At 61.7% G+C, this 20147-nt stretch carries 21 protein-coding genes and 1 riboswitch; of the genes, 13 read left to right on the plus strand and 8 right to left on the minus strand.

What is annotated here, in order from left to right:
- The first annotated feature begins 174 nt into the window (after nt 1–174).
- The 3 genes from M5B42_RS18415 to M5B42_RS18425 all read left to right on the plus strand — a co-directional run bounded on the left by M5B42_RS18415 (nt 175) and on the right by M5B42_RS18425 (nt 2834).
- Nucleotides 175–570, plus strand: coding sequence for a DUF1090 family protein (locus tag M5B42_RS18415; protein WP_248746656.1), 396 nt, complete (start codon nt 175–177; stop codon nt 568–570).
- Between the two features lie 97 nt (nt 571–667).
- Nucleotides 668–2338 carry an NAD-dependent DNA ligase LigB gene (gene ligB / locus M5B42_RS18420; RefSeq protein ID WP_248746657.1) on the plus strand — a complete coding sequence of 557 codons (1671 nt, stop codon included), beginning with the start codon at nt 668–670 and terminating at the stop codon, nt 2336–2338.
- Between the two features lie 100 nt (nt 2339–2438).
- A complete protein-coding gene (locus M5B42_RS18425; RefSeq protein ID WP_103499424.1) occupies nt 2439–2834 on the plus strand; it encodes a DUF1090 domain-containing protein in 396 nt (131 codons plus the stop codon).
- A gap of 179 nt (nt 2835–3013) precedes the next feature.
- Here the strand turns inward: M5B42_RS18425 and M5B42_RS18430 are convergent, their stop codons facing one another.
- Nucleotides 3014–3463 (minus strand): cytochrome c, encoded by a 450-nt coding sequence (locus M5B42_RS18430; RefSeq protein ID WP_152736857.1) that lies wholly within the window; start codon nt 3461–3463, stop codon nt 3014–3016.
- 146 nt (nt 3464–3609) lie between these two features.
- On the opposite strand from M5B42_RS18430, the gene M5B42_RS18435 reads away from it, so the two are divergent.
- A complete protein-coding gene (locus tag M5B42_RS18435) occupies nt 3610–4761 on the plus strand; it encodes an MltA domain-containing protein (protein WP_152736856.1) in 1152 nt (383 codons plus the stop codon).
- A 146-nt stretch (nt 4762–4907) separates the two neighbouring features.
- Here M5B42_RS18435 and M5B42_RS18440 read toward each other — a convergent pair whose 3' ends face one another.
- On the minus strand, nt 4908–5294 hold the full coding sequence (locus M5B42_RS18440) for an MAPEG family protein (protein ID WP_248746658.1): 387 nt from the start codon (nt 5292–5294) through the stop codon (nt 4908–4910).
- A gap of 228 nt (nt 5295–5522) precedes the next feature.
- On the opposite strand from M5B42_RS18440, the gene M5B42_RS18445 reads away from it, so the two are divergent.
- Nucleotides 5523–6692 (plus strand): MFS transporter, encoded by a 1170-nt coding sequence (locus M5B42_RS18445; RefSeq protein ID WP_248746659.1) that lies wholly within the window; start codon nt 5523–5525, stop codon nt 6690–6692.
- Here the strand turns inward: M5B42_RS18445 and M5B42_RS18450 are convergent.
- The 3 genes from M5B42_RS18450 to M5B42_RS18460 all read right to left on the minus strand — a co-directional run bounded on the left by M5B42_RS18450 (nt 6689) and on the right by M5B42_RS18460 (nt 8010).
- Nucleotides 6689–6913, minus strand: a complete 225-nt coding sequence (locus tag M5B42_RS18450; protein WP_103498383.1) for a helix-turn-helix transcriptional regulator — start codon at nt 6911–6913, stop codon at nt 6689–6691. The two genes, M5B42_RS18445 and M5B42_RS18450, sit on opposite strands and share 4 nt — an antisense overlap.
- A gap of 12 nt (nt 6914–6925) precedes the next feature.
- Nucleotides 6926–7474 (minus strand): DUF2975 domain-containing protein, encoded by a 549-nt coding sequence (locus tag M5B42_RS18455; protein WP_248746660.1) that lies wholly within the window; start codon nt 7472–7474, stop codon nt 6926–6928.
- A 128-nt stretch (nt 7475–7602) separates the two neighbouring features.
- Entirely contained in the window at nt 7603–8010 is a 408-nt protein-coding gene (locus M5B42_RS18460) for a hotdog domain-containing protein (RefSeq protein WP_152736852.1), read from the minus strand.
- A gap of 316 nt (nt 8011–8326) precedes the next feature.
- Between M5B42_RS18460 and M5B42_RS18465 the strand changes: the two genes are divergently transcribed.
- The 6 genes from M5B42_RS18465 to M5B42_RS18490 all read left to right on the plus strand — a co-directional run bounded on the left by M5B42_RS18465 (nt 8327) and on the right by M5B42_RS18490 (nt 15320).
- Entirely contained in the window at nt 8327–8830 is a 504-nt protein-coding gene (locus tag M5B42_RS18465; RefSeq protein WP_100944655.1) for an inclusion body family protein, read from the plus strand.
- A 121-nt stretch (nt 8831–8951) separates the two neighbouring features.
- Nucleotides 8952–9464: an AidA/PixA family protein gene (locus M5B42_RS18470; RefSeq protein WP_248746661.1), complete on the plus strand. Its 513-nt coding sequence runs from the start codon at nt 8952–8954 to the stop codon at nt 9462–9464.
- 146 nt (nt 9465–9610) lie between these two features.
- Nucleotides 9611–9717: riboswitch (S-adenosyl-L-homocysteine riboswitch) on the plus strand.
- A gap of 21 nt (nt 9718–9738) precedes the next feature.
- Nucleotides 9739–11148 (plus strand): adenosylhomocysteinase, encoded by a 1410-nt coding sequence (locus M5B42_RS18475; RefSeq protein ID WP_248746662.1) that lies wholly within the window; start codon nt 9739–9741, stop codon nt 11146–11148.
- Between the two features lie 133 nt (nt 11149–11281).
- The gene (metF, locus tag M5B42_RS18480; protein ID WP_248746663.1) at nt 11282–12127 is read left to right on the plus strand and encodes a methylenetetrahydrofolate reductase [NAD(P)H]; all 846 of its coding nucleotides are present in this window, start codon (nt 11282–11284) and stop codon (nt 12125–12127) included.
- 112 nt (nt 12128–12239) lie between these two features.
- Entirely contained in the window at nt 12240–12995 is a 756-nt protein-coding gene (locus tag M5B42_RS18485) for a transporter substrate-binding domain-containing protein (RefSeq protein WP_248746664.1), read from the plus strand.
- Nucleotides 12996–13445: 450 nt separating this feature from the next.
- A complete protein-coding gene (locus M5B42_RS18490) occupies nt 13446–15320 on the plus strand; it encodes a DEAD/DEAH box helicase (protein WP_248746665.1) in 1875 nt (624 codons plus the stop codon).
- A 161-nt stretch (nt 15321–15481) separates the two neighbouring features.
- Here M5B42_RS18490 and M5B42_RS18495 read toward each other — a convergent pair whose 3' ends face one another.
- Both M5B42_RS18495 and M5B42_RS18500 read right to left on the minus strand, forming a co-directional pair.
- Nucleotides 15482–16078 carry a YceI family protein gene (locus M5B42_RS18495; RefSeq protein ID WP_103498390.1) on the minus strand — a complete coding sequence of 199 codons (597 nt, stop codon included), beginning with the start codon at nt 16076–16078 and terminating at the stop codon, nt 15482–15484.
- A 31-nt stretch (nt 16079–16109) separates the two neighbouring features.
- Complete coding sequence (locus M5B42_RS18500; RefSeq protein WP_248746666.1) at nt 16110–16661, minus strand: cytochrome b; 552 nt, start codon at nt 16659–16661, stop codon at nt 16110–16112.
- 284 nt (nt 16662–16945) lie between these two features.
- On the opposite strand from M5B42_RS18500, the gene M5B42_RS18505 reads away from it, so the two are divergent.
- Both M5B42_RS18505 and M5B42_RS18510 read left to right on the plus strand, forming a co-directional pair.
- On the plus strand, nt 16946–18352 hold the full coding sequence (locus M5B42_RS18505) for an adenosylmethionine--8-amino-7-oxononanoate transaminase (protein ID WP_248746667.1): 1407 nt from the start codon (nt 16946–16948) through the stop codon (nt 18350–18352).
- A gap of 176 nt (nt 18353–18528) precedes the next feature.
- Entirely contained in the window at nt 18529–19248 is a 720-nt protein-coding gene (locus M5B42_RS18510) for a 16S rRNA (uracil(1498)-N(3))-methyltransferase (RefSeq protein WP_103499348.1), read from the plus strand.
- A 128-nt stretch (nt 19249–19376) separates the two neighbouring features.
- Here M5B42_RS18510 and M5B42_RS18515 read toward each other — a convergent pair whose 3' ends face one another.
- The gene (locus M5B42_RS18515) at nt 19377–19994 is read right to left on the minus strand and encodes a hemolysin III family protein (RefSeq protein WP_152736846.1); all 618 of its coding nucleotides are present in this window, start codon (nt 19992–19994) and stop codon (nt 19377–19379) included.
- Between the last annotated feature and the right edge of the window lie 153 nt (nt 19995–20147).

A 20147-nucleotide genomic window follows, 5' to 3' on the forward strand; every position in this document is an offset into this window, starting at 1 on the left:
CAAAAGCCCTCCATGGCCGGCCATGGGGGGCTTTTTCATGCCCGTCGAAACTTGCGCGTCGACGCATGCCTCCCTAAAATCCCGCCCCCTCTCGAACCCTTTTCCCACTTGGATATTGCACGGCGCCCGTTCGAGACTCCCTTTAGCGCCGTCAATCGAACATTGAGGTTTGCCATGCGTCTCTCCGCACTCGCCCCCGCCGCCATCCTGCTCGGCCTGTTTTCCCTGTCCGCCCAGGCCGCCGATCTGAGCACCCTGGCCGGTGGCCTGACATCCCAGCTGGGCGGTACCGCCGCAACGCCGCCGGCCACTACCGCCGCCGGCGCAGGCCCTTGCAACAAGCAGATCCAGGACCTGCAGGCGAAGATCGATAGCGCCAAGGCCAAGGGCGACGACCTGAAGGTCAGCGGCCTGCAAATGGCCATGGACCAGGCGTCCAAGGGCTGCACCAAGCTCAACGGCCAGGCGGCCGCGGCGCCACAACCGGCGGCGGCTCCCGCTGCCGCCCAGGACCCCAAGGCCCAGGCCATGGATACTGGCATGAAGGCACTGGGCGGTCTGCTCAAGTAAGCCGACACACGCAGTAAAACAGCCCCGCCTCGCGCGGGGCTTTTTTATGCGCGGGGTGATCTAGGCTTGGGTTTTAGTCCGAGCAAGGATGCTCACGATGCGCTTCTTCAGTGGTTTTCTGTTGTTGGTCTTTTACCTCGCGGCCCAGGCCGACGTTTGCCCGGACTGGCAAGCGGAACGCGCCCGGCGAGAAGTCGACGCCCTGCAAACCCAGTTGGCTGAATGGGACCACAGCTACCATCAACAAGGTCGCTCGCCGGTGGCCGACGAACTCTACGACCAATCCCGGCAGCGACTTGAACAGTGGCGCGGCTGTTTCCGGCTGCCCTCCGCCAAGCCGGACACCCCAGCGGGCGCGGGCGGCCCCGCCCTTCATCCAACCGCCCATACCGGCCTCGACAAACTGCCGGACGCCGAAGCCGTCCGGGCCTGGATAAAGGGCCGCGAAGGCCTGTGGATTCAGCCCAAGGTCGATGGCGTGGCGGTGACCCTGGTGTATCGCCAGGGCCGGCTGCATCAGGCCATCAGTCGCGGCAATGGGCTGAGCGGGCAGGACTGGACCGCCTCGGCCCGCAAGATTCCGGCAATCCCCGGCACCTTGCCGGAGGCCCGCGACCTGGTGCTGCAGGGCGAGTTGTACTGGCGCTTGCCGAACCATGTGCAGGCCCGCCAAGGTAGCTTGAATGCCCGTGGCACCGTGGCCGGTTTGATGGCCCGGTACCAGCTCGGCAGCACGGAGGCGGCGGGCATCGGCCTGTTTGTCTGGGACTGGCCGGAAGGGCCGGCGACACAGGAGGAACGGTTGGACGGATTGCAGGCACTGGGCTTCCCGGACAGCAAGACCTACAGCCAGCCTATCGGTGACTTCACGGAAGCCGAACACTGGCGCGATCACTGGTACCACCAGCCATTACCGTTCGCCAGCGACGGAGTGGTTCTGCGCCAGAGTCGACGCCTCGCCGCAAAAAACTGGCAAGCCCAACCCCCCTATTGGAGCGTGGCCTGGAAATACCCCCACGCCCAGGCCTTGGCCCATGTGCGCAAAGTCAGTTTCAATATCGGGCGGACCGGGCGGATTACCCCCATGCTGGAGCTGACGCCGGTGCTACTCGATGACCGGCAGATCAAGCGGGTCAGCCTCGGTTCGCTGCCACGCTGGCAGGCCCTGGATATCCGCCCCGGCGACCAGGTGGCGATCAGCCTCGCCGGCCTGACCATCCCGCGCCTGGACAGCGTGGTCTGGCGCAGCCGCGAACGTGAACCGCTGTCCGTCCCCGACCCTCGGCACTTCCATGCCCTGAGCTGCTGGCAATATGGCCCGGGATGCGAAAGCCAGTTTCTTGCCCGCCTGCGCTGGCTGAGCGGCAAGCAGGGGCTGGACCTGCCGCACCTGGGCGGCGGCACCTGGGAAAAGCTGCTGGCGAGCGGGCACATCCATCGACTGCTCGATTGGTTGACACTGGAGGAGGAAGAGCTTGCTACCATTGCCGGCTTCGGCCCGCGCAGCCGCGCGCGATGGCTGGAAACCGTGCAACTGGCCCGACAACGGCCATTCGAGCGCTGGCTCAAGGCGCTGGGGCTGCCTCCTAGTGCAACGGCACCGCTGGACGAGTCCTGGCCGGTATTGGCAGGCCGTACGACCGAGGCGTGGCAGGCCATACCGGGCGTCGGCGCGGAGCGGGCCCTGCAACTGAGCGCTTTTTTCCGCGACCGGGAAGTGCAGGCCCTGGCCGAATCTTTGCGTAATGCCGGTATCGCGGGATTTTAAGGAGACAATCCCTGTCTATTTCAGATTATTCATACAGACAACACGGCCATCTATTTTCAGAGTGACTGTTTTTCAATCAGTGTTTCAGTCCGGAGTGTTTATGCAATTTTTTCCACCGCTGGCGATTTTTACCTTGTGCAGCGTCCTCGCCGCCCCCTTACTGGCTGCTGAAGAACCCACCGAACTGACCGGTTGCGCGGCCAAGCGCCAGGCCATCAGCAACCAACTCGACATCGCCAAGGCCCAGGGCAACAGCGAGCAACAGACCGGCCTGGAAAAGGCACTGGACGAAGTGACCACCCATTGCACCGATGCCTCGCTGAAAAGAGAGCGGGAAAACAAGGTGCTCGATGCCAAGCACGAAGTCAGCCGCCGTCAGGCCGACCTCGACAAGGCGATGAAAAAGGGTGATCCGGACAAGATCAACAAGCGAAAGGAAAAGCTCGCCGAGTCGCGCAAGGACTTGCAGAACGCACTGGATGAACTGGACAAGTAGGCCACCGGCCCCCTGAAAACACCGCCCCCCCCTGTAGGAGCCGGCTTGCTGGCGATTCAGGCGACGCGGTTTACCAGATCGACCGCGTTATCGTTCATCGCCAGCAAGCCGGCTCCTGCAAGATCACGTTGTCCGTGAATGACCGCGTAGGCGCTGTTGCCCTTTATCGTCCGTCCACCTCAATGATCGCGAAACTCCTTATGACAGGCATCGCAGGCATCCTCGACCTTCTCGACCGCCGGCTTCAGGGTACTGGCCTTGTAAGGCTGGACCTGACTGGCAACCCGCAGCTCCCCGGTCGCCGCTTCCAGCGAGCGCGCCAACTCCTGGAAATGCGCCTGCTTCTGCCAGACCGCGTCCCGGGCGCTGGTATGCTCCGCTTCCTTGACTTGCGGGAAGTGTTTCCACGGCTCGCGGGACAGGCTGTCGAGCTGGTTCGCGCCCTCGACGAAACGCGGCCCGTCAAAAGGAATGCGACCGCGCAGCATGCCGCCCAGGTCTTCGCTGGTCTTGAGCATCTGCTTGAAAATGGCCTTGCGCTGGCCCAAAGGAGAATTCGGGTCGACACCGCCGCACGCACTGAGGGTCAGGCAGGCCAGCAATACAACAGAAAGTCTTTTAAGAGTCATGATGGCTTCAGGTCACGGGAAACGGCGGCCAGTATCCTCGCCTGATCGCCAAAGACCAAGAGCCCGAACCTTTCTTAACCACACTAAATCAGTGGATTTACTGAACAAAGTCTGAACAGGCCATTACCCAAGGAATTCACCGCTGTATGAACACCTCTTTCAAACGACTGGCCGCAAGCCTTTGCGTACTTGCCCTGCTCGCCGGCTGCAAACCCAAGCAACCTCCAACACCTCCAGCCCCGGTGGACACCTACCTCAAGGCCGACTGGCAAGCGCTGCCAACCGTGTCCGACGCCGACCTGCAAGCGGGTTTCACCTCGTGGCGTAGTGCCTGTGCCCGGCTCAAGGCCGATACCAACTGGGGGCCGACCTGTCTGGCGGCCGCCTCCGTGGCCAATACTCCGGCAGCCATTCGCGATTTTCTCCAGCAGAACCTCGAGGTCTACAGCCTGCGCTCCGCGCAGAACAGCGCCGACGGCCTGATCACCGGCTACTACGAGCCCGTCTACCCCGGCAGCCTGACCCAGACCGCCAAGGCCACGGTGCCGGTGTATGGCGTACCGGACGACCTGATCATCGTGCAGCTCGACAGTCTCTACCCCGAACTCAAGGGCAAGCGCCTGCGCGGACGGCTGGAAGGTCGGGTGGTGAAACCCTATGACGATGCGGCGCTGATCGCCACCCAGGGCGTCAAGGCCCCGGTACTGGCCTGGCTGACCGACCCGATGGACCTGCAATTCCTGCAGATCCAGGGCTCGGGCCGGATTCGCCTGGACAACGGCCAGCAGCTGCGGATCGGTTACGCCGACCAGAACGGCTACCCCTACCGCGCCATCGGCCGCTGGCTGGTGGAACAGGGCGAGTTGAAGAAGGAAGACGTCACCATGGGCGCCATCAGCGCCTGGGCCAAGGCCCATCCGACACGTATCCCGCAATTGCTCGGTAGCAATCCCAGCTATGTGTTCTTCGCCCGCAACCCGGACAGTAATGAAGGGCCACGCGGTTCGCTGAACGTGCCGCTGACCGCCGGCTATAGCGTGGCGGTGGATCGCAAGGTGATTCCGCTGGGCAGCTTGTTGTGGTTGTCGACCACCAAGCCGGACGGCAGCGCTCTGGTGCGTCCGGTGGCGGCCCAGGATACCGGCGGCGCGATTGCCGGCGAGGTCCGTGCCGATCTGTTCTGGGGCACCGGCGATGCGGCGGGACAACTGGCCGGGGATATGAAGCAGAAAGGCAATATCTGGATGTTGTGGCCCAAGGGCGTGGCGTTGCCCAAGGCAGCGGATGTCGGTAGCTGATTAGTGCGTAGCCTGTACGGGCCTCTTCGCGGGCAAGCCCTGATGTCGTTCGCTAACTTTGTGTATGACACAACCCTGTAGGAGCAGGGCTTGCCCGCGAAGAGGCCCGTACAGACGCTGCACAACCCAATGACTGAAACGCCCCCTCAGATCGACACGAAAAAGAACGCCGCAATCAAGGCCATCCCGACAAACCACACCAGCGAGCGCAGCATCGCCCAGTCCGCCAGGTAGCAGATGATGTAGAGCAGGCGGCTGGTGATAAACAGCACCGCCAGCACATTGATGGTCACCAGTGACGCCGTGCCGACGAAATGAGCAATGATCACCGCCGCCGCAAAGGCCGGGCTCACCTCGAAGCTGTTCAAATGCGCCGAATGGGCCCGTTTGGCGAAACCTTCAAGACCGGCGAGAAAGGCCCGCGGATCATGGTTCTGGCGCGGACCGAACTTGCCGCCACTGAACTTGGCGATACCGATACACAGGTAAGGCAGGCAAAACGCGATCAATACACACCAGAAAGCAGCGGTCATAACAGGGTCCTTGAAGAGTGCCCAGAGGCGTCGCCGACAACACTAGCGCATAACCGGACAATCCGCAGAAACCGATTCGCCAACGCTGTGCGGCTGTTTATACTGACCGCACCACGCCGCACTTCATGCGCATAGACCTATTCCAATAAATTCCGCTTCTGCCCGATCGCACGTGATCGGGCCAGTGGCATGCGTACGCCCGGCCCCGCTGCCCAGGAGATCACCCGCATGCCACTCGCCTTGCTTGCCCTCGCCGTTGCCGCCTTCGGCATCGGCACTACCGAATTCGTCATCATGGGCCTGCTGCCCGATGTCGCCCGCGACCTTGGCGTCAGCATTCCCAGCGCCGGCCTGCTGATCACCGGCTACGCCCTGGGCGTGGTCTTCGGCGCGCCGATCCTGGCCATCGGCACCGCGAACATGCCGCGCAAGGCCACGCTGCTGGGCATGACCCTGATGTTCATTCTCGGCAATATGCTCTGCGCCCTGGCGCCGAACTACACCACCCTGATGGCCGCACGCGTGGTCACGGCCTTGTGCCATGGCGCCTTCTTCGGCATCGGCTCGGTGGTGGCCGCCGGTTTGGTCGCGCCCAATAAACGGGCCCAGGCCATTGCGATGATGTTCACCGGCCTGACCCTGGCCAATGTGCTCGGCGTACCGCTGGGCACTGCCCTCGGGCAATACGCCGGCTGGCGCTCGACCTTCTGGGCGGTATCGGTGATCGGCGTGATCGCGGCCATTGCGCAGTGGGTCTGGCTGCCGAAACATATCGCCATGGACAAGGCCAACCTGGCCAGCGAGTTCCGCGTACTGGGCAAGACCAATGTGCTGATGGCCCTGGGCATGAGTGTGCTGGCCTCGACCAGCCTGTTCAGTGTCTTCACCTATATCGCGCCGATCCTGCAGGACGTCACCGGTGTCAGCCCCCACGGGGTCACGATCATGCTGCTGTTGTTCGGCGTCGGCCTGACGGCGGGCAGCATGCTCGGCGGGCGCCTGGCCGACAGCCGCCTGCTGCCCTCGCTGGTGGGCATGGCCCTGGCGGTGGTGCTGGTGCTGGCGGCGTTCAGCCAGACCAGCCGCTCGGTCATCCCGGCGGCGATCACCCTGGTGCTGTGGGGGATCTTCGCCTTTGCCCTGTGCCCGATCCTGCAACTGCTGATCATCGACCAGGCCCATGAAGCGCCGAACCTGGGTTCGACCCTGAACCAGAGCGCCTTCAACCTGGGCAACGCCACCGGCGCCTGGCTCGGCGGATTGGTGGTGGGCAGCGGCATCGACCTGGCGGACCTGCCCTGGACCGGGGCATTGAGCGGCTGCGTCACGCTGCTGGCGGCGCTGTTCTTTATCTTCCTGCAACACCGTACTCAGTCCTTGGTCAATACCTCGGCTTAAGCGTCAGCGCCTGTTACGACGGGTCGATATTTCAGCAGATCGCCGGGCTGGCAATCGAGCGCCTGGCAAATGGCCTCAAGGGTCGCCAGGCGAAAGCCCTTGACCTTGCCCTGCTTCAACAACGAAAGGTTCTGTTCGGTGATGCCAATCTGCGCCGCCAGGTCCTTGGACTTGACCTTGCGCATGGCCAGCATCACATCCAGCGTTATTTCAATCGACATCGACACACCCTGCTAGATGAACTGTTGATTTTCACGGGCCATCCGGCAGGCATTGCCCATGATCCGGGCCACCAGCATGACCGCGGCGGCCAGAAACAGGGCCACCAGTTGAGCGGGGCTGAAACCGAGACTCAGCAGGCGCTCTCCCGGTGGCCGCAACAGGGTTATCCACACGCTCATCAGCGGGTACAGCAACACGCTGCACAGCACCCAGAGACCGACACTCTTGCCTACCGCGCCCAGCAGCCCGGCGGTTTCCCGGGAAAAATATTCACCCTGCGCATAGGTCTGGAACAAAGCACGCAACGCTTCCAGCCCACGCGTCAGGACCAGCAACGGAATGCTGCTCAGCAACATGCCGCCAGCCACCTGCCACCAGGGCATTGCGGCGATGTCGACTTCAAGATCCCTGACCAGGGAGGTCAGGTTGAAGTCCAGCCCATGCTCGACAAGCACCGGGAAAAGCCAGCAAGCCACGTTCAACAGCAACATGCTCACCAACAAAACCAAGGTGGCATTCGCCAACCAGCGGCTGTGCCTGATCAAACGATCGTCGTTCATTGAATACTCCTGTCAGTTCTTTGGCCGGATGACCCGGCAAAGAAACTAACAGGGAGTAAAATTATCGCAAAACGATAATTTATTACAAGATAACAGCAAAAAATAGCCTTATGCCACAACCCAACCGATCACGCCTGGGCCGCCTCGTCTTCCTTGAACTGATCCTTCACGTACTTGATCTCGGTCCGCCCGTGGGGCGCTGGCAAGCCATCCTCGCCAAGGTTTACGAAGACCATTTTCTCCACGGTCAGGATGCTTTTGCGGGTGATCTTGTTGCGCACTTCGCAGGTCAGAGTGATGGACGTACGACCGAACTCGGTGGCGGTGATGCCCAGCTCGATGATGTCGCCCTGGCGCGAGGCGCTGACGAAGTTGATCTCGGAGATGTACTTGGTCACGACACGCTGGTTGCCCAATTGGACGATGGCGTAGATCGCCGCTTCCTCGTCGATCCAGCGCAGCAGGCTGCCGCCGAACAGCGTGCCATTGGGATTGAGGTCTTCGGGTTTGACCCACTTGCGGGTGTGGAAATTCATGCATTCTCCTGACCGTCTTGCCGCCGGATGAAAATATCCGACAGGCCTGAGCCCTCATGTTAGAACGCTTGCCCACCGACTCCAACCACCCGCGACCACCAGTCTAAAAATGACCCATTAGCCACAAGGCTGTTTGACAGCTCTTTGCCCTTGGCTATTCTCCGTCCGTGACCTGCTGGAACGGACCCAGCATTCAGCCAACCGGAACTTGGCAACATAGCGCCATCAGACGAACGCGCAGGACGCGCAAGCTCCGCGAGGCCATGGGAGACCAGCATCTCACCATTGACCTACCACCAAGTAAGGACGCTTAAACATGTCTAGAGTTACTGATGTACTTGTCAGCTTTGACACTGAAACCATCCTGAAAAAATACCCCAACCCCAGCCGCAACCCCGATCAGCCGACGCTGATCGACTGGCAACACGTCTACATGATCACCAACCAGGACAACGTGGTCAGCGGCCAGGCCGGTGGCGAACTGGATCTCAAGGCGCAGGTCGGCGACCTGATCCGCTGGCGGGAAACCAGCCTGTCCCTGGGCTTCGAGAAATCGGTGATTTTCTACCGGTTCATCGGCAACGTCGGCGCCAACCTGATCTCGACCCCGACGCCACGCAAGGCAACCGCCTCGTTCGCCCAGCCCAACACCAGCAACCCGGTCATTCCGACCTGTCAGAAAGTCGACAATTACTACTGGTCGTCCGAGACACTGGAGACCGGTCGTGTGACCTACCACTTCAACTTCATGATCGTGGACCGCGACTGCAAACCTTGCGGCTACTTCTCCTGGGATCCATTCATCACCATCCATAACTGAGGCGGCTGTTGCGCTGACGCTTCGTGGCCAACGCGAGGCGTCATCCCTGGCGGCCCGCCACGGCTGACCGCGGCAAGCTGGCCAGGGCGCAGCATCGGCAGACTCAGGGAAGGAGACCTCCATGCCCCAAGACGCATTCGACAGACACCTGCTGTTTGTCCTCGACACCGAAACCCTGCTCGAGAATCATCCCGGTCCCAGTGCCTCGGCTGATTCGCCGACCACGGTCCAGTCCCGCCACCTGTTTATCCAGGGTGCTCGTCCGGAACACTGGCAAGGCCCGGAAGAACAGCCCTTCAGCCTCTCGGCACACCCCGGGGACAGCCTGCATATTCGCTTTGCGCCGATTGCCCTGCGCGGCGAAAACCTGCTTTTTGTGCACGACCTCCAGGTCCTGAACAACAGCATCCTCAGCCCCCCGACGGCGTCCACGCGGTCCGGCGTCAGCCTGGCACGGCCGCGCTTCGACAACCTGCTGGAGATTGAAACAGAAACAGCGGATGACTATTTCTGGGAAAGCCGCCTGAATGCCCATGGTCGTACCGGCCTCGATATCCGCTTTGCCCTGCTTGGGAACGACTGCTCGATCCTCGGCTATTTCTCCATGCCCCTGGAGCTCGACTTTCAGCCCTGACCCCCTGCTGGAAACCTTCAGCGTCGACCCACGGCGGGTCGGCGCGACAAACTGCACGCTAATCACTTGGGCAAGCCGCAAAAGCCGCGTTATAATGCCGGTCGTTTCAAAACGGTCATCTTCCCTTGATACCGTTTTCCCGCCACCTGTCCGAGGGGCGCTGCAGCAGGCTCGACCTGTCAGGCTCGGATGGGGCGTTGTTTGTTCAGGACTCCCTGCACGGACACTAAACGCACAACGGCGCCCATTCGCATACTACGAATGGAGGCTCTTCATGAGCGCTGTCAACACGCCTGCAGATTTCAACGACTACAAAGTCGCCGACATGTCCCTGGCTGCCTGGGGCCGTCGCGAAACCATCATCGCCGAATCTGAAATGCCGGCCCTGATGGGTCTGCGCCGCAAGTACGCCGGCGAGCTGCCGCTCAAAGGCGCCAAGATCATCGGCTGCATCCACATGACCATCCAGACCGCCGTACTGATCGAAACCCTGGTTGTCCTGGGTGCCGAAGTACGCTGGTCGTCCTGCAACATCTTCTCGACCCAGGACCAGGCCGCTGCCGCCATCGCCGCTGCCGGTATCCCGGTGTTCGCCTGGAAAGGCGAAACCGAGCAAGAGTACGAGTGGTGCATCGAGCAGACCATCCTCAAGGACGGTCAGCCTTGGGACGCCAACATGATCCTCGACGACGGCGGCGACCTGACCGAGATCATCCACAAGAAATACCCGGCCATGCTGGACAAAATCCACGGCGTGACCGAAGAAACCACCACTGGCGTGCACCGCCTGCTGGACATGCTGGCCAAGGGCGAGCTGAAAATCCCGGCCATCAACGTCAACGACTCGGTGACCAAGAGCAAGAACGACAACAAGTACGGCTGCCGTCACAGCCTGAACGATGCCATCAAGCGCGGCACCGACCACCTGCTGTCCGGCAAGCAAGCGCTGGTGATCGGCTACGGTGACGTGGGCAAGGGCTCGGCCCAGTCCCTGCGTCAGGAAGGCATGATCGTCAAGGTCTCCGAAGTCGACCCGATCTGCGCCATGCAAGCCTGCATGGACGGTTTCGAAGTGGTTTCGCCGTTCATCAACGGCCTGAACGACGGCACCGCCGCCAGCATCGACGCGGCCCTGCTGGGCAAGATCGACCTGATCGTGACCACCACCGGTAACGTCAACGTCTGCGATGCCAACATGCTCAAGGCCCTGAAAAAGCGCGCCGTGGTCTGCAACATCGGTCACTTCGACAACGAAATCGACACCGCTTTCATGCGCAAGAACTGGGCATGGGAAGAAGTGAAGCCACAGGTGCACAAGATCCATCGCACCGGCCATGGCGATTTCGATCCACAGAACGACGACTACCTGATCCTGCTGGCCGAAGGCCGTCTGGTAAACCTGGGTAACGCCACCGGTCACCCAAGCCGCATCATGGACGGTTCGTTCGCCAACCAGGTACTGGCACAGATCTTCCTGTTCGGCCAGAAGTACGCCGACCTGCCCGCCGCTCAGAAAGCCGAGCGCCTGACCGTGGAAGTGCTGCCGAAGAAACTCGACGAAGAAGTGGCCCTGGAAATGGTCCGCGGCTTCGGCGGCGTGGTCACCCAACTGACCAAGACCCAGGCCGACTATATCGGCGTGGCCGTCGAAGGTCCGTTCAAGCCGCACGCCTATCGCTACTGATACGCCTGGTTCCTTGTAGGAGCGAGCTTGCTCGCGATAGCGGTGTCACTGACACTCCGCGTCGCGTTCATCGCGAGCAAGCTTGCTCCTACAAGAGCCAGCATCCGGCTTTCGCGTTTCCAAGGATCCGACCATGTCCCAAGATCGTCGCTACAGCTTCGAGTTCTTCCCGACCAAGACCGATGCTGGGCAAGAAAAACTGCTCGCCACTGCCCGTCAGTTGGCCAGCTACAACCCCGACTTCTTCTCCTGCACCTACGGTGCCGGTGGCTCGACCCGCGACCGCACGATCAACACCGTGCTGCAGCTCGAGAGCGAAGTAAAGATTCCCGCCGCACCGCACCTGTCCTGCGTCGGCGACAGCAAAGCCGACCTGCGCGGCCTGCTGGAGCAGTACAAGGGCGCCGGCATCCAGCGCATCGTCGCCCTGCGCGGTGACCTGCCTTCCGGCATGGGCATGGCCAGCGGTGAGTTGCTGCACGCCAATGACCTGGTGGCCTTCATTCGTGAAGAAACCGGCAGCCACTTCCATATCGAAGTCGCCGCCTACCCGGAAATGCACCCGCAAGCGCGCAACTTCGAAGCCGATCTGCAGAACTTCGTGCGCAAGGCCAACGCCGGCGCCGACAGCGCGATCACCCAGTACTTCTTCAACGCCGACAGCTACTTCTATTTCGTCGAGCGCGTACGGGCGATGGGCGTGAATATCCCGATCGTGCCGGGCATCATGCCGATCACCAACTACAGCAAGCTGGCGCGCTTCTCCGACGCCTGCGGCGCGGAAATCCCACGCTGGATACGCAAGCAACTGGAAGCCTACGGTGACGACACCCAAAGCATCCAGGCCTTCGGCGAGCAGGTGATCAGCCAGATGTGCGACCGCCTGCTGGAAGGTGGCGCGCCAGGGCTGCACTTCTATACCCTGAACCAGGCGGAGCCGAGCCTGGCGATCTGGAACAACCTGAGGCTGCCGCGCTGAAAACTGCAAGCCCCTGGAAATCCGGGGGCTGCAACCGTGTTACCCGAGCAAGCCCCCCTGAGAAAACGCGCCAGCACTTCTATTCGCCGCTCCGGCGTCGTAATCTCCAGCCATGCCCGTCATTGCCCAACTTCTGACAGCCGTGCTTTTTGCTTGCCTGAGCTTTGCCGCTCAAGGTGAAAAGCTGCGTATTGTCACCGACCCCTGGGCCCCCTACGTCTACGAAGAAAACGGCCAGGCCAAGGGGCTCGACTACGAAACCACGGCCTTTGTCCTCCAGCGCCTGGGCGTCGAGGTGGAGTGGCAGTTCCTGCCCTGGAAACGCTGCCTGATGCTGCTCGACCAGGGCCAGGCCGATGGCGCCCTGGATATCTTCCACAACCACGAGCGCGACAACAGCCTGCTCTACCCCGGCGAACCCTTGTCGGAAGTGGAGTTCGTGATGTTCTACGCCAAGGCCCGCCCTCATCCCTTTACCACCCTGGGAGAACTCAAGGGCCTGACCATCGGCACTTCGCCTGGTTATCTGTACGGTTCGGTGTTCAAGGACACCACAGGCCTCAAGCGCGAAGACGGCCCCACTCCCGAAGCCAACTTCGGCAAACTGGTCCGCGGCCGTATCGACCTGCTGATCACCGATCGGCGGGTCGGCCAGCGCCTCCTGAAACAACTGCAGTGGCAGGACCAGGTCGACCAGTACCCGCGGGTGATTGCCCGGGAAAGCCAGTACCTGGCGATCCGCCGTAACGCCGGAATGGACCTGCTGGTCCAGCGTTTCGGCGCCGAGCTGCGGCGTTTCAAGCATGAGCCGGCCTACGCCGCGCTGGTTGCCCGCTATACCGACAAGACCAAAAACGCGCAGCCTTGATACCCATGCGACCTGTAGGAGCCGGCTTGCTGGCGATAGCGGCCGATCAGGCGATGTAAGACTCACGGGCCTCATCGCCGGCAAGCCGGCTCCTACAAAAGCAGCGCGTATTGACGCCACGGTAACGAAAGCACAAACCGTTGAGCAGCAGGAAAGCGGCGCGCGGCGTTTGCTCTGTTATACTCCGGCGTTCCCGCCAGGCTCACGCCCGGACGCTCGACCTTGCATCAGGTATTCCGACACTGCGACCAGCGCCGCCCAAGGGCCCGCGCGAGCAGTGCGTAGAGCCTCAAGGCCCAGCAGGACCGGACGGGATGCGCCCCAGGGGTCTGCAAGAAAACTCGCCGGGCCGCAAGACATGCGGCCAGCTTTCCTCTTGCTGAACCTGAAACGCCATTCGCGCCAGGCAAGATTCCCATCGGGCCAAGCCCTAACTGAACAGGATTACTCATGTCCTTTGCTTCCCTCGGTCTCTCCGAGGCTTTGGTCGCTGCCATCGAGGCAGCCGGCTACACCGAGCCTACTCCGGTGCAACAGCGGGCCATTCCCGCCGTGTTGCAAGGTCGCGACCTGATGGTCGCGGCACAGACAGGTACGGGTAAAACCGGAGGCTTCGCCCTTCCGATTCTGGAACGGTTGTTTCCCAACGGTCACCCGGACAAATCCCAGCGTCACGGCCCGCGCCAACCCCGCGTCCTGGTCCTGACCCCGACCCGTGAACTGGCTGCCCAGGTCCACGAGAGCTTCAAGGTCTACGCCCGTGACCTGAAATTCGTCAGCGCCTGCATCTTCGGCGGCGTCGGCATGAACCCACAGGTTCAGGCCATGTCCCGTGGCGTCGACGTGCTGGTTGCCTGCCCGGGTCGTTTGCTCGACCTGTGCGGCCAAGGCAGCGTCGACCTGTCCCACGTGGAAATCCTCGTGCTGGACGAAGCCGACCGCATGCTCGACATGGGCTTTGTCCATGACGTGAAGAAGGTCCTCGCGCGCCTGCCGTCCAAGCGTCAGAACCTGCTGTTCTCGGCGACCTTCTCCAAGGACATCACCGACCTCGCCGGCAAGCTGCTGCACAACCCGGAACGCATCGAAGTCACGCCGCCGAACACCACGGTCGAGCGTATCGAACAGCGCGTGTTCCGCCTGGCCGCCAGCCACAAGCGTTCGCTGCTGGCGCACCTGATCACCGCCGGCGCCTGGGAACAGGTCCTGGTGTTCACCCGCACCAAGCACGGCGCCAACCGCCTGGCCGAGTACCTGGACAAGCACGGCCTGAGCGCTGTCGCCATCCACGGCAACAAGAGCCAGAACGCCCGCACCAAAGCCCTGGCCGACTTCAAGGCCGGTGAAGTGCGCATCCTGGTGGCCACCGATATCGCCGCGCGCGGTTTGGATATCGACCAGTTGCCGCACGTGGTGAACTTCGAACTGCCGAACGTCGACGAAGACTACGTGCACCGTATCGGCCGTACCGGCCGCGCAGGTCGTTCGGGCGAGGCCATTTCCCTGGTCGCGCCGGACGAAGAGAAGCTGCTGAAAAGCATCGAGCGCATGACCAAGCAGAAAATCGCCGACGGCGACCTGATGGGTTTTGATTCCAGCGCCGTGGAAGCCGAGAAGCCGGAAGTGCGCGAGCGTCCGGATGTGCGTAATCCACGCACGCCTCCACGCGGTCCGAAAGGCGATGGCCCGAACGGCGGCGGTGGTGGTGGCGGTCGTCGGGATAAAGGCAAGGACAAGGGCGGCAAGGAAAAGGCCCCCGCCAACGGTCGCGGTGAGCGTCCGGCCCGCGAGCAGAAGCCCCGTGAAGGGACTCCGGCCCGCGAACAGCGTCAGCCAAGCCAGCCGCCACGCGCGGCGGCGGATCGTGCTCCGGATGAGTTCCTGGATGACGATGTGGATAACTTTGGGAATCGCGTTGACTACGTGCCTCAGGCCAAGCCGGCTCAAGGTCGTGGTCGTCGTCCGGGGGCTCCGGCTCAGGGTGGCGCCGCGGGTGCTCCGCGTACCGGGCAGCCGCAAGGTCGTCAGAATGGTCCGCGTAGCAGCAACGGTGCAACTACCGGGACGCCTCCGGCCAAGCGCAGCGGTCCACGTAATGGCGCTCCCCGTGATGGGCAAGCCCGTCGCGAAGAGTCGCGTAACCGTCGTCCGGCGCGGGATGATCAGCCTCGGGAAGAGCCAGCGGTGCAGAATCCGCGCGGGCCAGGGCCGAAGATCATTCATAAGGAGTCGAAGAGCGATCGCTTCCCGACTCCTGAGCAGTTGGATCAACTGCCAGGGCGTCCACGCGGTGAGAAGCCGGCGTTGTTGACTCGCAATCGCTGAGTTGATGGTGCAATGAAAAACGCCCCCGGTTCGTGAGAGCCGGGGGCGTTTTTTATGGGGCCCTTTCAGGCCCCCATTTATTGTGGGAGCCGGCTTGCTGGCGATTCGATGGTGCATTCACCAATGCTATCGCTGGCAAGCCAGCTCCTACATTCTCAGCATTACTTCGCTTTCACACCTTCAAACGTGATGTACAGCTCTACCGCATCAGACGCTGGACCCAAATCCATCATCTTGCCGAAGTCCGAACGCTTGATGTGCGCTACACCTTCGAAACCAGCGCGGTAGCCGCCCCATGGATCCTTGCCTTCACCCAGGAAGGTAGCCTTGACCACGATCGACTTGGTCACGCCGTGCAAGGTCAGGTCGCCCGTCACGTCAGCCGTGTCTTTGCCATCGGCATTCTTGCCAGTGGATTTGACCGCAGTGGAGACGAACTTGGCATCGGCAATATTGGCAACGTCCAGGAAGTCCTTGCTGGAGATGTGCTTGTCACGCTCGGCATTGTTGGTGAACACGCTGGCGGTACGCACGTTGACTTCGATCTTGCTGTCTTCAGGCTTGGCCGCATCAAAGCTGAATTTGCCGTCCAGGTCCTTGAAGGTACCGGTGATGTAGCTGTAGCCCAGGTGGCTGATCTTGAAATTGACGAAGGCGTGCTGGCCCTGCTTGTCGATCACGTAATCCGCAGCCATCGCCTGACCGGCAACAAACAGTGCAGAACCGATTGCCAGAGCGGCGAGAGTCTTTTTCAACATACTTCTATTCCTTTTGAGTCGAGGTTGAACATCAGGCTTTGCGACCCAGCATGCGGGTCAGCGTCGCATCACGGTCGATAAAGTGGTGTTTCAGAGCAGCCAGACCATGGAGAACCGCAAAGATCACCACGGTCCAGGCCAGGAACAAATGCACACTGCCGGCCACATCCGCCTGATTGGGGATGCTGGAAATCAAGGCAGGCACATCGAACAGGTTGAACACCGGAATCCCGACACCTTCGGCGGTGGAAATCAGGTACCCGGAAAACATCAAGGCAAACAGGCCGAGATAGAGGAACGCATGACCGAACTTGGCACCCAGGCGGGTCAGTCGACCATGGCTGGCCGGTGACGGCGGCGGCGGGCTGATAAAACGCCAGATCAGCCGCAGCACCATGACCGCGAACAGGGTCAGGCCGATGCTTTTATGCAGGTCCGGCGCCGCCTTGCGCCATTCGCTGTAGTAGTCGAGCCCGACCATCCACAAGCCCAGCGCAAAAAGACCAAACACCACCAGGGCAACGCCCCAATGCAGGAAGATACTGACAACACCGTAGCGAGAGGATGAATTGCGTAGCTGCATTGCCGGAATCCTGTAAGTGATGCGCCCAAGACTAATGGTTTACCTATCGAATTAAAGCGGAAAATTTCGCTTTGAAATATCGAAAAATACGATTATCAGTCTGAGACGAGCGCGTTAAGAAAATATTAAGGTCGATCCGTGAAGTGAACACCTGGGCCCACGGGTTTATTCGGGCTCTCCATGTTTCGGCAACGACGCCATGGGTTGTCCTGCGGCCGCGCATTGCATAGGCTTGCGCGATTGTGTGTCCGCCTGCGTCGCGGACAAGCGCCCGGAGAGTGGAAATGAGCCTGAATAACCAGTGGATGCAACGCGACCTCGCGGTGGTATGGCATCCCTGCACCCAGATGAAAGATCACGAGCAACTGCCGATGATCCCCATCAAGCGCGGCGAAGGCGTCTGGCTGGAGGATTTCGACGGCAAGCGCTACCTCGACGCGGTCAGTTCCTGGTGGGTCAATGTGTTCGGTCACTGCAACCCGCGCATCGGCCAGCGGATCAAGGATCAGGTCGACCAGCTCGAGCACGTGATCCTCGCCGGTTTCAGCCATCAGCCGGTTATCGAACTGTCCGAACGCTTGGTCAAGATGACACCCGAAGGCCTGACCCGCTGCTTCTATGCCGACAACGGTTCGTCCTGTATAGAAGTCGCGCTGAAGATGAGCTTTCATTACTGGCTCAACCGCGGCCTGCCGGACAAGAAGCGTTATGTGACCCTGACCAACAGCTATCACGGCGAGACCGTGGCGGCGATGTCGGTGGGCGATGTGCCGCTGTTCACCGAAACCTACAAGGCCCTGCTGCTGGACACCATCAAGGTGCCGAGCCCGGATTGCTACCTGCGTCCGGAAGGCATGAGCTGGGAAGAGCATTCGCGCAATATGTTCCTGATCATGGAACAGACCCTGGCGGAAAACCACGCCAGCGTCGCCGCGGTGATCGTCGAGCCGCTGATCCAGGGTGCCGGCGGCATGCGCATGTACCATCCGGTCTACCTCAAGCTGCTGCGCGAGGCCTGCGACCGGTATGGCGTGCACCTGATCCACGATGAAATCGCCGTGGGCTTCGGCCGGACCGGGAGCATGTTCGCCTGCGAGCAAGCCGGTATCCGCCCGGACTTCCTCTGCCTGTCCAAGGCCCTGACCGGCGGTTACCTGCCGCTGGCGGCATGCCTGACCACCGAAGACGTCTACAGCGCCTTCTACGACGACTATCCGACCCTGCGGGCGTTCCTGCATTCCCACAGCTACACCGGCAACCCACTGGCCTGTGCGGCGGCGTTGGCAACCCTGGATATCTTCGAACAGGACAACGTTATCGAGAACAACAAGGCTTTGGCCCAGCGGATGGCCAGTTCCACCGCGCATCTGGTGGGCCATCCGCATGTCGCCGAGGTTCGCCAGACGGGTATGACCCTGGCGATCGAGATGGTCCAGGACAAGGCGAGCAAAACCGCCTATCCGTGGCAGGAGCGCCGTGGTTTGAAGGTCTTCCAGCACGCCCTGGAGCGCGGCGCCTTGCTGCGGCCGCTGGGCAGCGTGGTGTATTTCCTGCCGCCGTATGTCATTACCCCGGAGCAGATCGACTTCCTGGCTGAAGTGGCCAGCGAGGGGATCGATATCGCTACCCGCACGGGTGTCAGCGTGGCGGTGCCGGGCAATTTCCATCCGGATTTTCGTGATCCGGGCTAGGATATTGCGGCGCCTGTAAGGCCGCCTTCGCGGGCAAGCCCTGCTCCTACAGTACTGCGTCGATCACAAGGTTTGTGTACGACACAAACCTGTAGGAGCAGGGCTTGTCGGATCGCCGCACCGCCGCGAAGAGGCCCTCCCAAGCAACATATCATTCCGATATCCAGAGATTCACCATGCGACTGTCCCGCTTCTTTATCGACGCCCCCCTGAGCCTCGGCGAACACGAACTGCCCGAGGCCCAGGCCCACTACATCGGCCGCGTGCTGCGCATGGCCGAAGGTGACGCCCTGCAAGTGTTCGACGGTTCGGGCACGGAATTCCTCGGCACCTTGCTGGAGGTCGGCAAGAAGCGCGTGCGCATCCAACTGGCCGAAAGCTTCGCCGGGCAAACCGAATCCCCCCTGCGCATCCACCTCGGCCAGGGCCTGTCCCGAGGCGAGCGGATGGACTGGGCGATCCAGAAAGCCACCGAACTGGGCGTCAGCGAAATCACCCCGATCGTCAGTGAACGTTGCGAAGTCCGCCTCAAGGACGAACGCGCCGACAAACGCCTGGCCCACTGGCGGCAGATCGCGATCAGCGCCTGTGAACAGTGCGGCCGCTCCAGCCTGCCAGTGATTCATCCGCCGCTGTTGCTGGCCGAGTGGGTGAAACAGACCGAAGCCGAACTCAAGCTGGTGCTGCACCCGGTGGCCGAGCCACTGACCAGTCACCCCAAGCCGGGGACGCTGGCATTCCTGATCGGCCCGGAAGGCGGATTGTCGGACGGCGAAGTGGCCCAGGCCGCGCAAGCCGGTTATCTGCCGGCGCGCCTCGGCCCAAGGGTGCTGCGTACCGAGACCGCGCCAGTGGTGGCTTTGGCGGTGGCCCAACAGCTGTGGGGCGATTTCTGACTTTCTGACACACCGCAAACCCTGCAGGAGCCGGCTTGCCGGCGATGGCGGCCGATCAGGCGATGCAAGGCTCACTGGCCTCATCGCCGGCAAGCCGGCTCCTACAAAGGTCTGCGCTCGACCTCAAGTCAGATCACGTACCAGGAAATCGCTACAAAATGCAGCACGCTGCCGGCAATCACGAACAGGTGCCAGATCCCATGGGCATGCCGCAGCCGATAATCCAGAGCAAAGAAGATAATCCCCAGGGTATATAGCGCCCCGCCGGCTGCCAGCCAGACAAACCCCGCCGTCCCCAGTGCGGCGAGCAGCGGCTTGACCGCCACCAGCACGATCCAGCCCATCACCGCGTAGATCACGATGGACAGGATCCGCGCTTCGGAACGCGGCTTGATCTCCTGCAACATGCCGATCACCGCCAGGCCCCACACGATCCCGAACAGCGTCCAACCCCAGGGCCCGCGTAATGTCACCAGGCAGAACGGCGTGTAGCTGCCGGCAATCAACAGGTAGATCGACAGGTGATCGACCTTCTGCATGATCACCTTGGCCCGCCCGCGCACGCTGTGATAAACCGTCGACGCGCTGTACAGCAACAACAGGGTCACGCCATAGATCGCTACGCTGACAATCTTCCAGGGGCTGCCGTCGAGGCTCGCCACCACCAGCAACCAGATCGCCCCGATACACGCCAATACGGCCCCTACCAGATGGGTCCAGGCGTTGAGTCGTTCCCCGTGATACATCTGCCACTTACCTCGCTTGGTCGAAACAACTGCGCCCAAGGCTCAGGCCTGACGGACAAAAGCACAAGAGTCTTGGCATGACATCGTCAGGAAGAACCTCTCTCCAGGCGCCTTCCCACAAAAAACAAAGCCTCTACCTTCTATATATCGCCC

The sequence above is a fragment of the Pseudomonas sp. MWU12-2037 genome, from assembly GCF_023242345.1.
Lineage (GTDB): Bacteria > Pseudomonadota > Gammaproteobacteria > Pseudomonadales > Pseudomonadaceae > Aquipseudomonas > Aquipseudomonas gingeri_D.

Excerpts from the sequence above, each read along its gene's own strand:
- M5B42_RS18415 (WP_248746656.1), top strand. The coding sequence starts at position 175 with ATGCGTCTCTCCGCACTCGCCCCCGCCGCCATCCTGCTCGGCCTGTTT.
- ligB (WP_248746657.1), top strand. The coding sequence starts at position 668 with ATGCGCTTCTTCAGTGGTTTTCTGTTGTTGGTCTTTTACCTCGCGGCC.
- M5B42_RS18425 (WP_103499424.1), top strand. The coding sequence starts at position 2,439 with ATGCAATTTTTTCCACCGCTGGCGATTTTTACCTTGTGCAGCGTCCTC.
- M5B42_RS18430 (WP_152736857.1), bottom strand. The coding sequence starts at position 3,463 with ATGACTCTTAAAAGACTTTCTGTTGTATTGCTGGCCTGCCTGACCCTC.
- M5B42_RS18435 (WP_152736856.1), top strand. The coding sequence starts at position 3,610 with ATGAACACCTCTTTCAAACGACTGGCCGCAAGCCTTTGCGTACTTGCC.
- M5B42_RS18440 (WP_248746658.1), bottom strand. The coding sequence starts at position 5,294 with ATGACCGCTGCTTTCTGGTGTGTATTGATCGCGTTTTGCCTGCCTTAC.
- M5B42_RS18445 (WP_248746659.1), top strand. The coding sequence starts at position 5,523 with ATGCCACTCGCCTTGCTTGCCCTCGCCGTTGCCGCCTTCGGCATCGGC.
- M5B42_RS18450 (WP_103498383.1), bottom strand. The coding sequence starts at position 6,913 with ATGTCGATTGAAATAACGCTGGATGTGATGCTGGCCATGCGCAAGGTC.
- M5B42_RS18455 (WP_248746660.1), bottom strand. The coding sequence starts at position 7,474 with ATGAACGACGATCGTTTGATCAGGCACAGCCGCTGGTTGGCGAATGCC.
- M5B42_RS18460 (WP_152736852.1), bottom strand. The coding sequence starts at position 8,010 with ATGAATTTCCACACCCGCAAGTGGGTCAAACCCGAAGACCTCAATCCC.
- M5B42_RS18465 (WP_100944655.1), top strand. The coding sequence starts at position 8,327 with ATGTCTAGAGTTACTGATGTACTTGTCAGCTTTGACACTGAAACCATC.
- M5B42_RS18470 (WP_248746661.1), top strand. The coding sequence starts at position 8,952 with ATGCCCCAAGACGCATTCGACAGACACCTGCTGTTTGTCCTCGACACC.
- M5B42_RS18475 (WP_248746662.1), top strand. The coding sequence starts at position 9,739 with ATGAGCGCTGTCAACACGCCTGCAGATTTCAACGACTACAAAGTCGCC.
- metF (WP_248746663.1), top strand. The coding sequence starts at position 11,282 with ATGTCCCAAGATCGTCGCTACAGCTTCGAGTTCTTCCCGACCAAGACC.
- M5B42_RS18485 (WP_248746664.1), top strand. The coding sequence starts at position 12,240 with ATGCCCGTCATTGCCCAACTTCTGACAGCCGTGCTTTTTGCTTGCCTG.
- M5B42_RS18490 (WP_248746665.1), top strand. The coding sequence starts at position 13,446 with ATGTCCTTTGCTTCCCTCGGTCTCTCCGAGGCTTTGGTCGCTGCCATC.
- M5B42_RS18495 (WP_103498390.1), bottom strand. The coding sequence starts at position 16,078 with ATGTTGAAAAAGACTCTCGCCGCTCTGGCAATCGGTTCTGCACTGTTT.
- M5B42_RS18500 (WP_248746666.1), bottom strand. The coding sequence starts at position 16,661 with ATGCAGCTACGCAATTCATCCTCTCGCTACGGTGTTGTCAGTATCTTC.
- M5B42_RS18505 (WP_248746667.1), top strand. The coding sequence starts at position 16,946 with ATGAGCCTGAATAACCAGTGGATGCAACGCGACCTCGCGGTGGTATGG.
- M5B42_RS18510 (WP_103499348.1), top strand. The coding sequence starts at position 18,529 with ATGCGACTGTCCCGCTTCTTTATCGACGCCCCCCTGAGCCTCGGCGAA.
- M5B42_RS18515 (WP_152736846.1), bottom strand. The coding sequence starts at position 19,994 with ATGTATCACGGGGAACGACTCAACGCCTGGACCCATCTGGTAGGGGCC.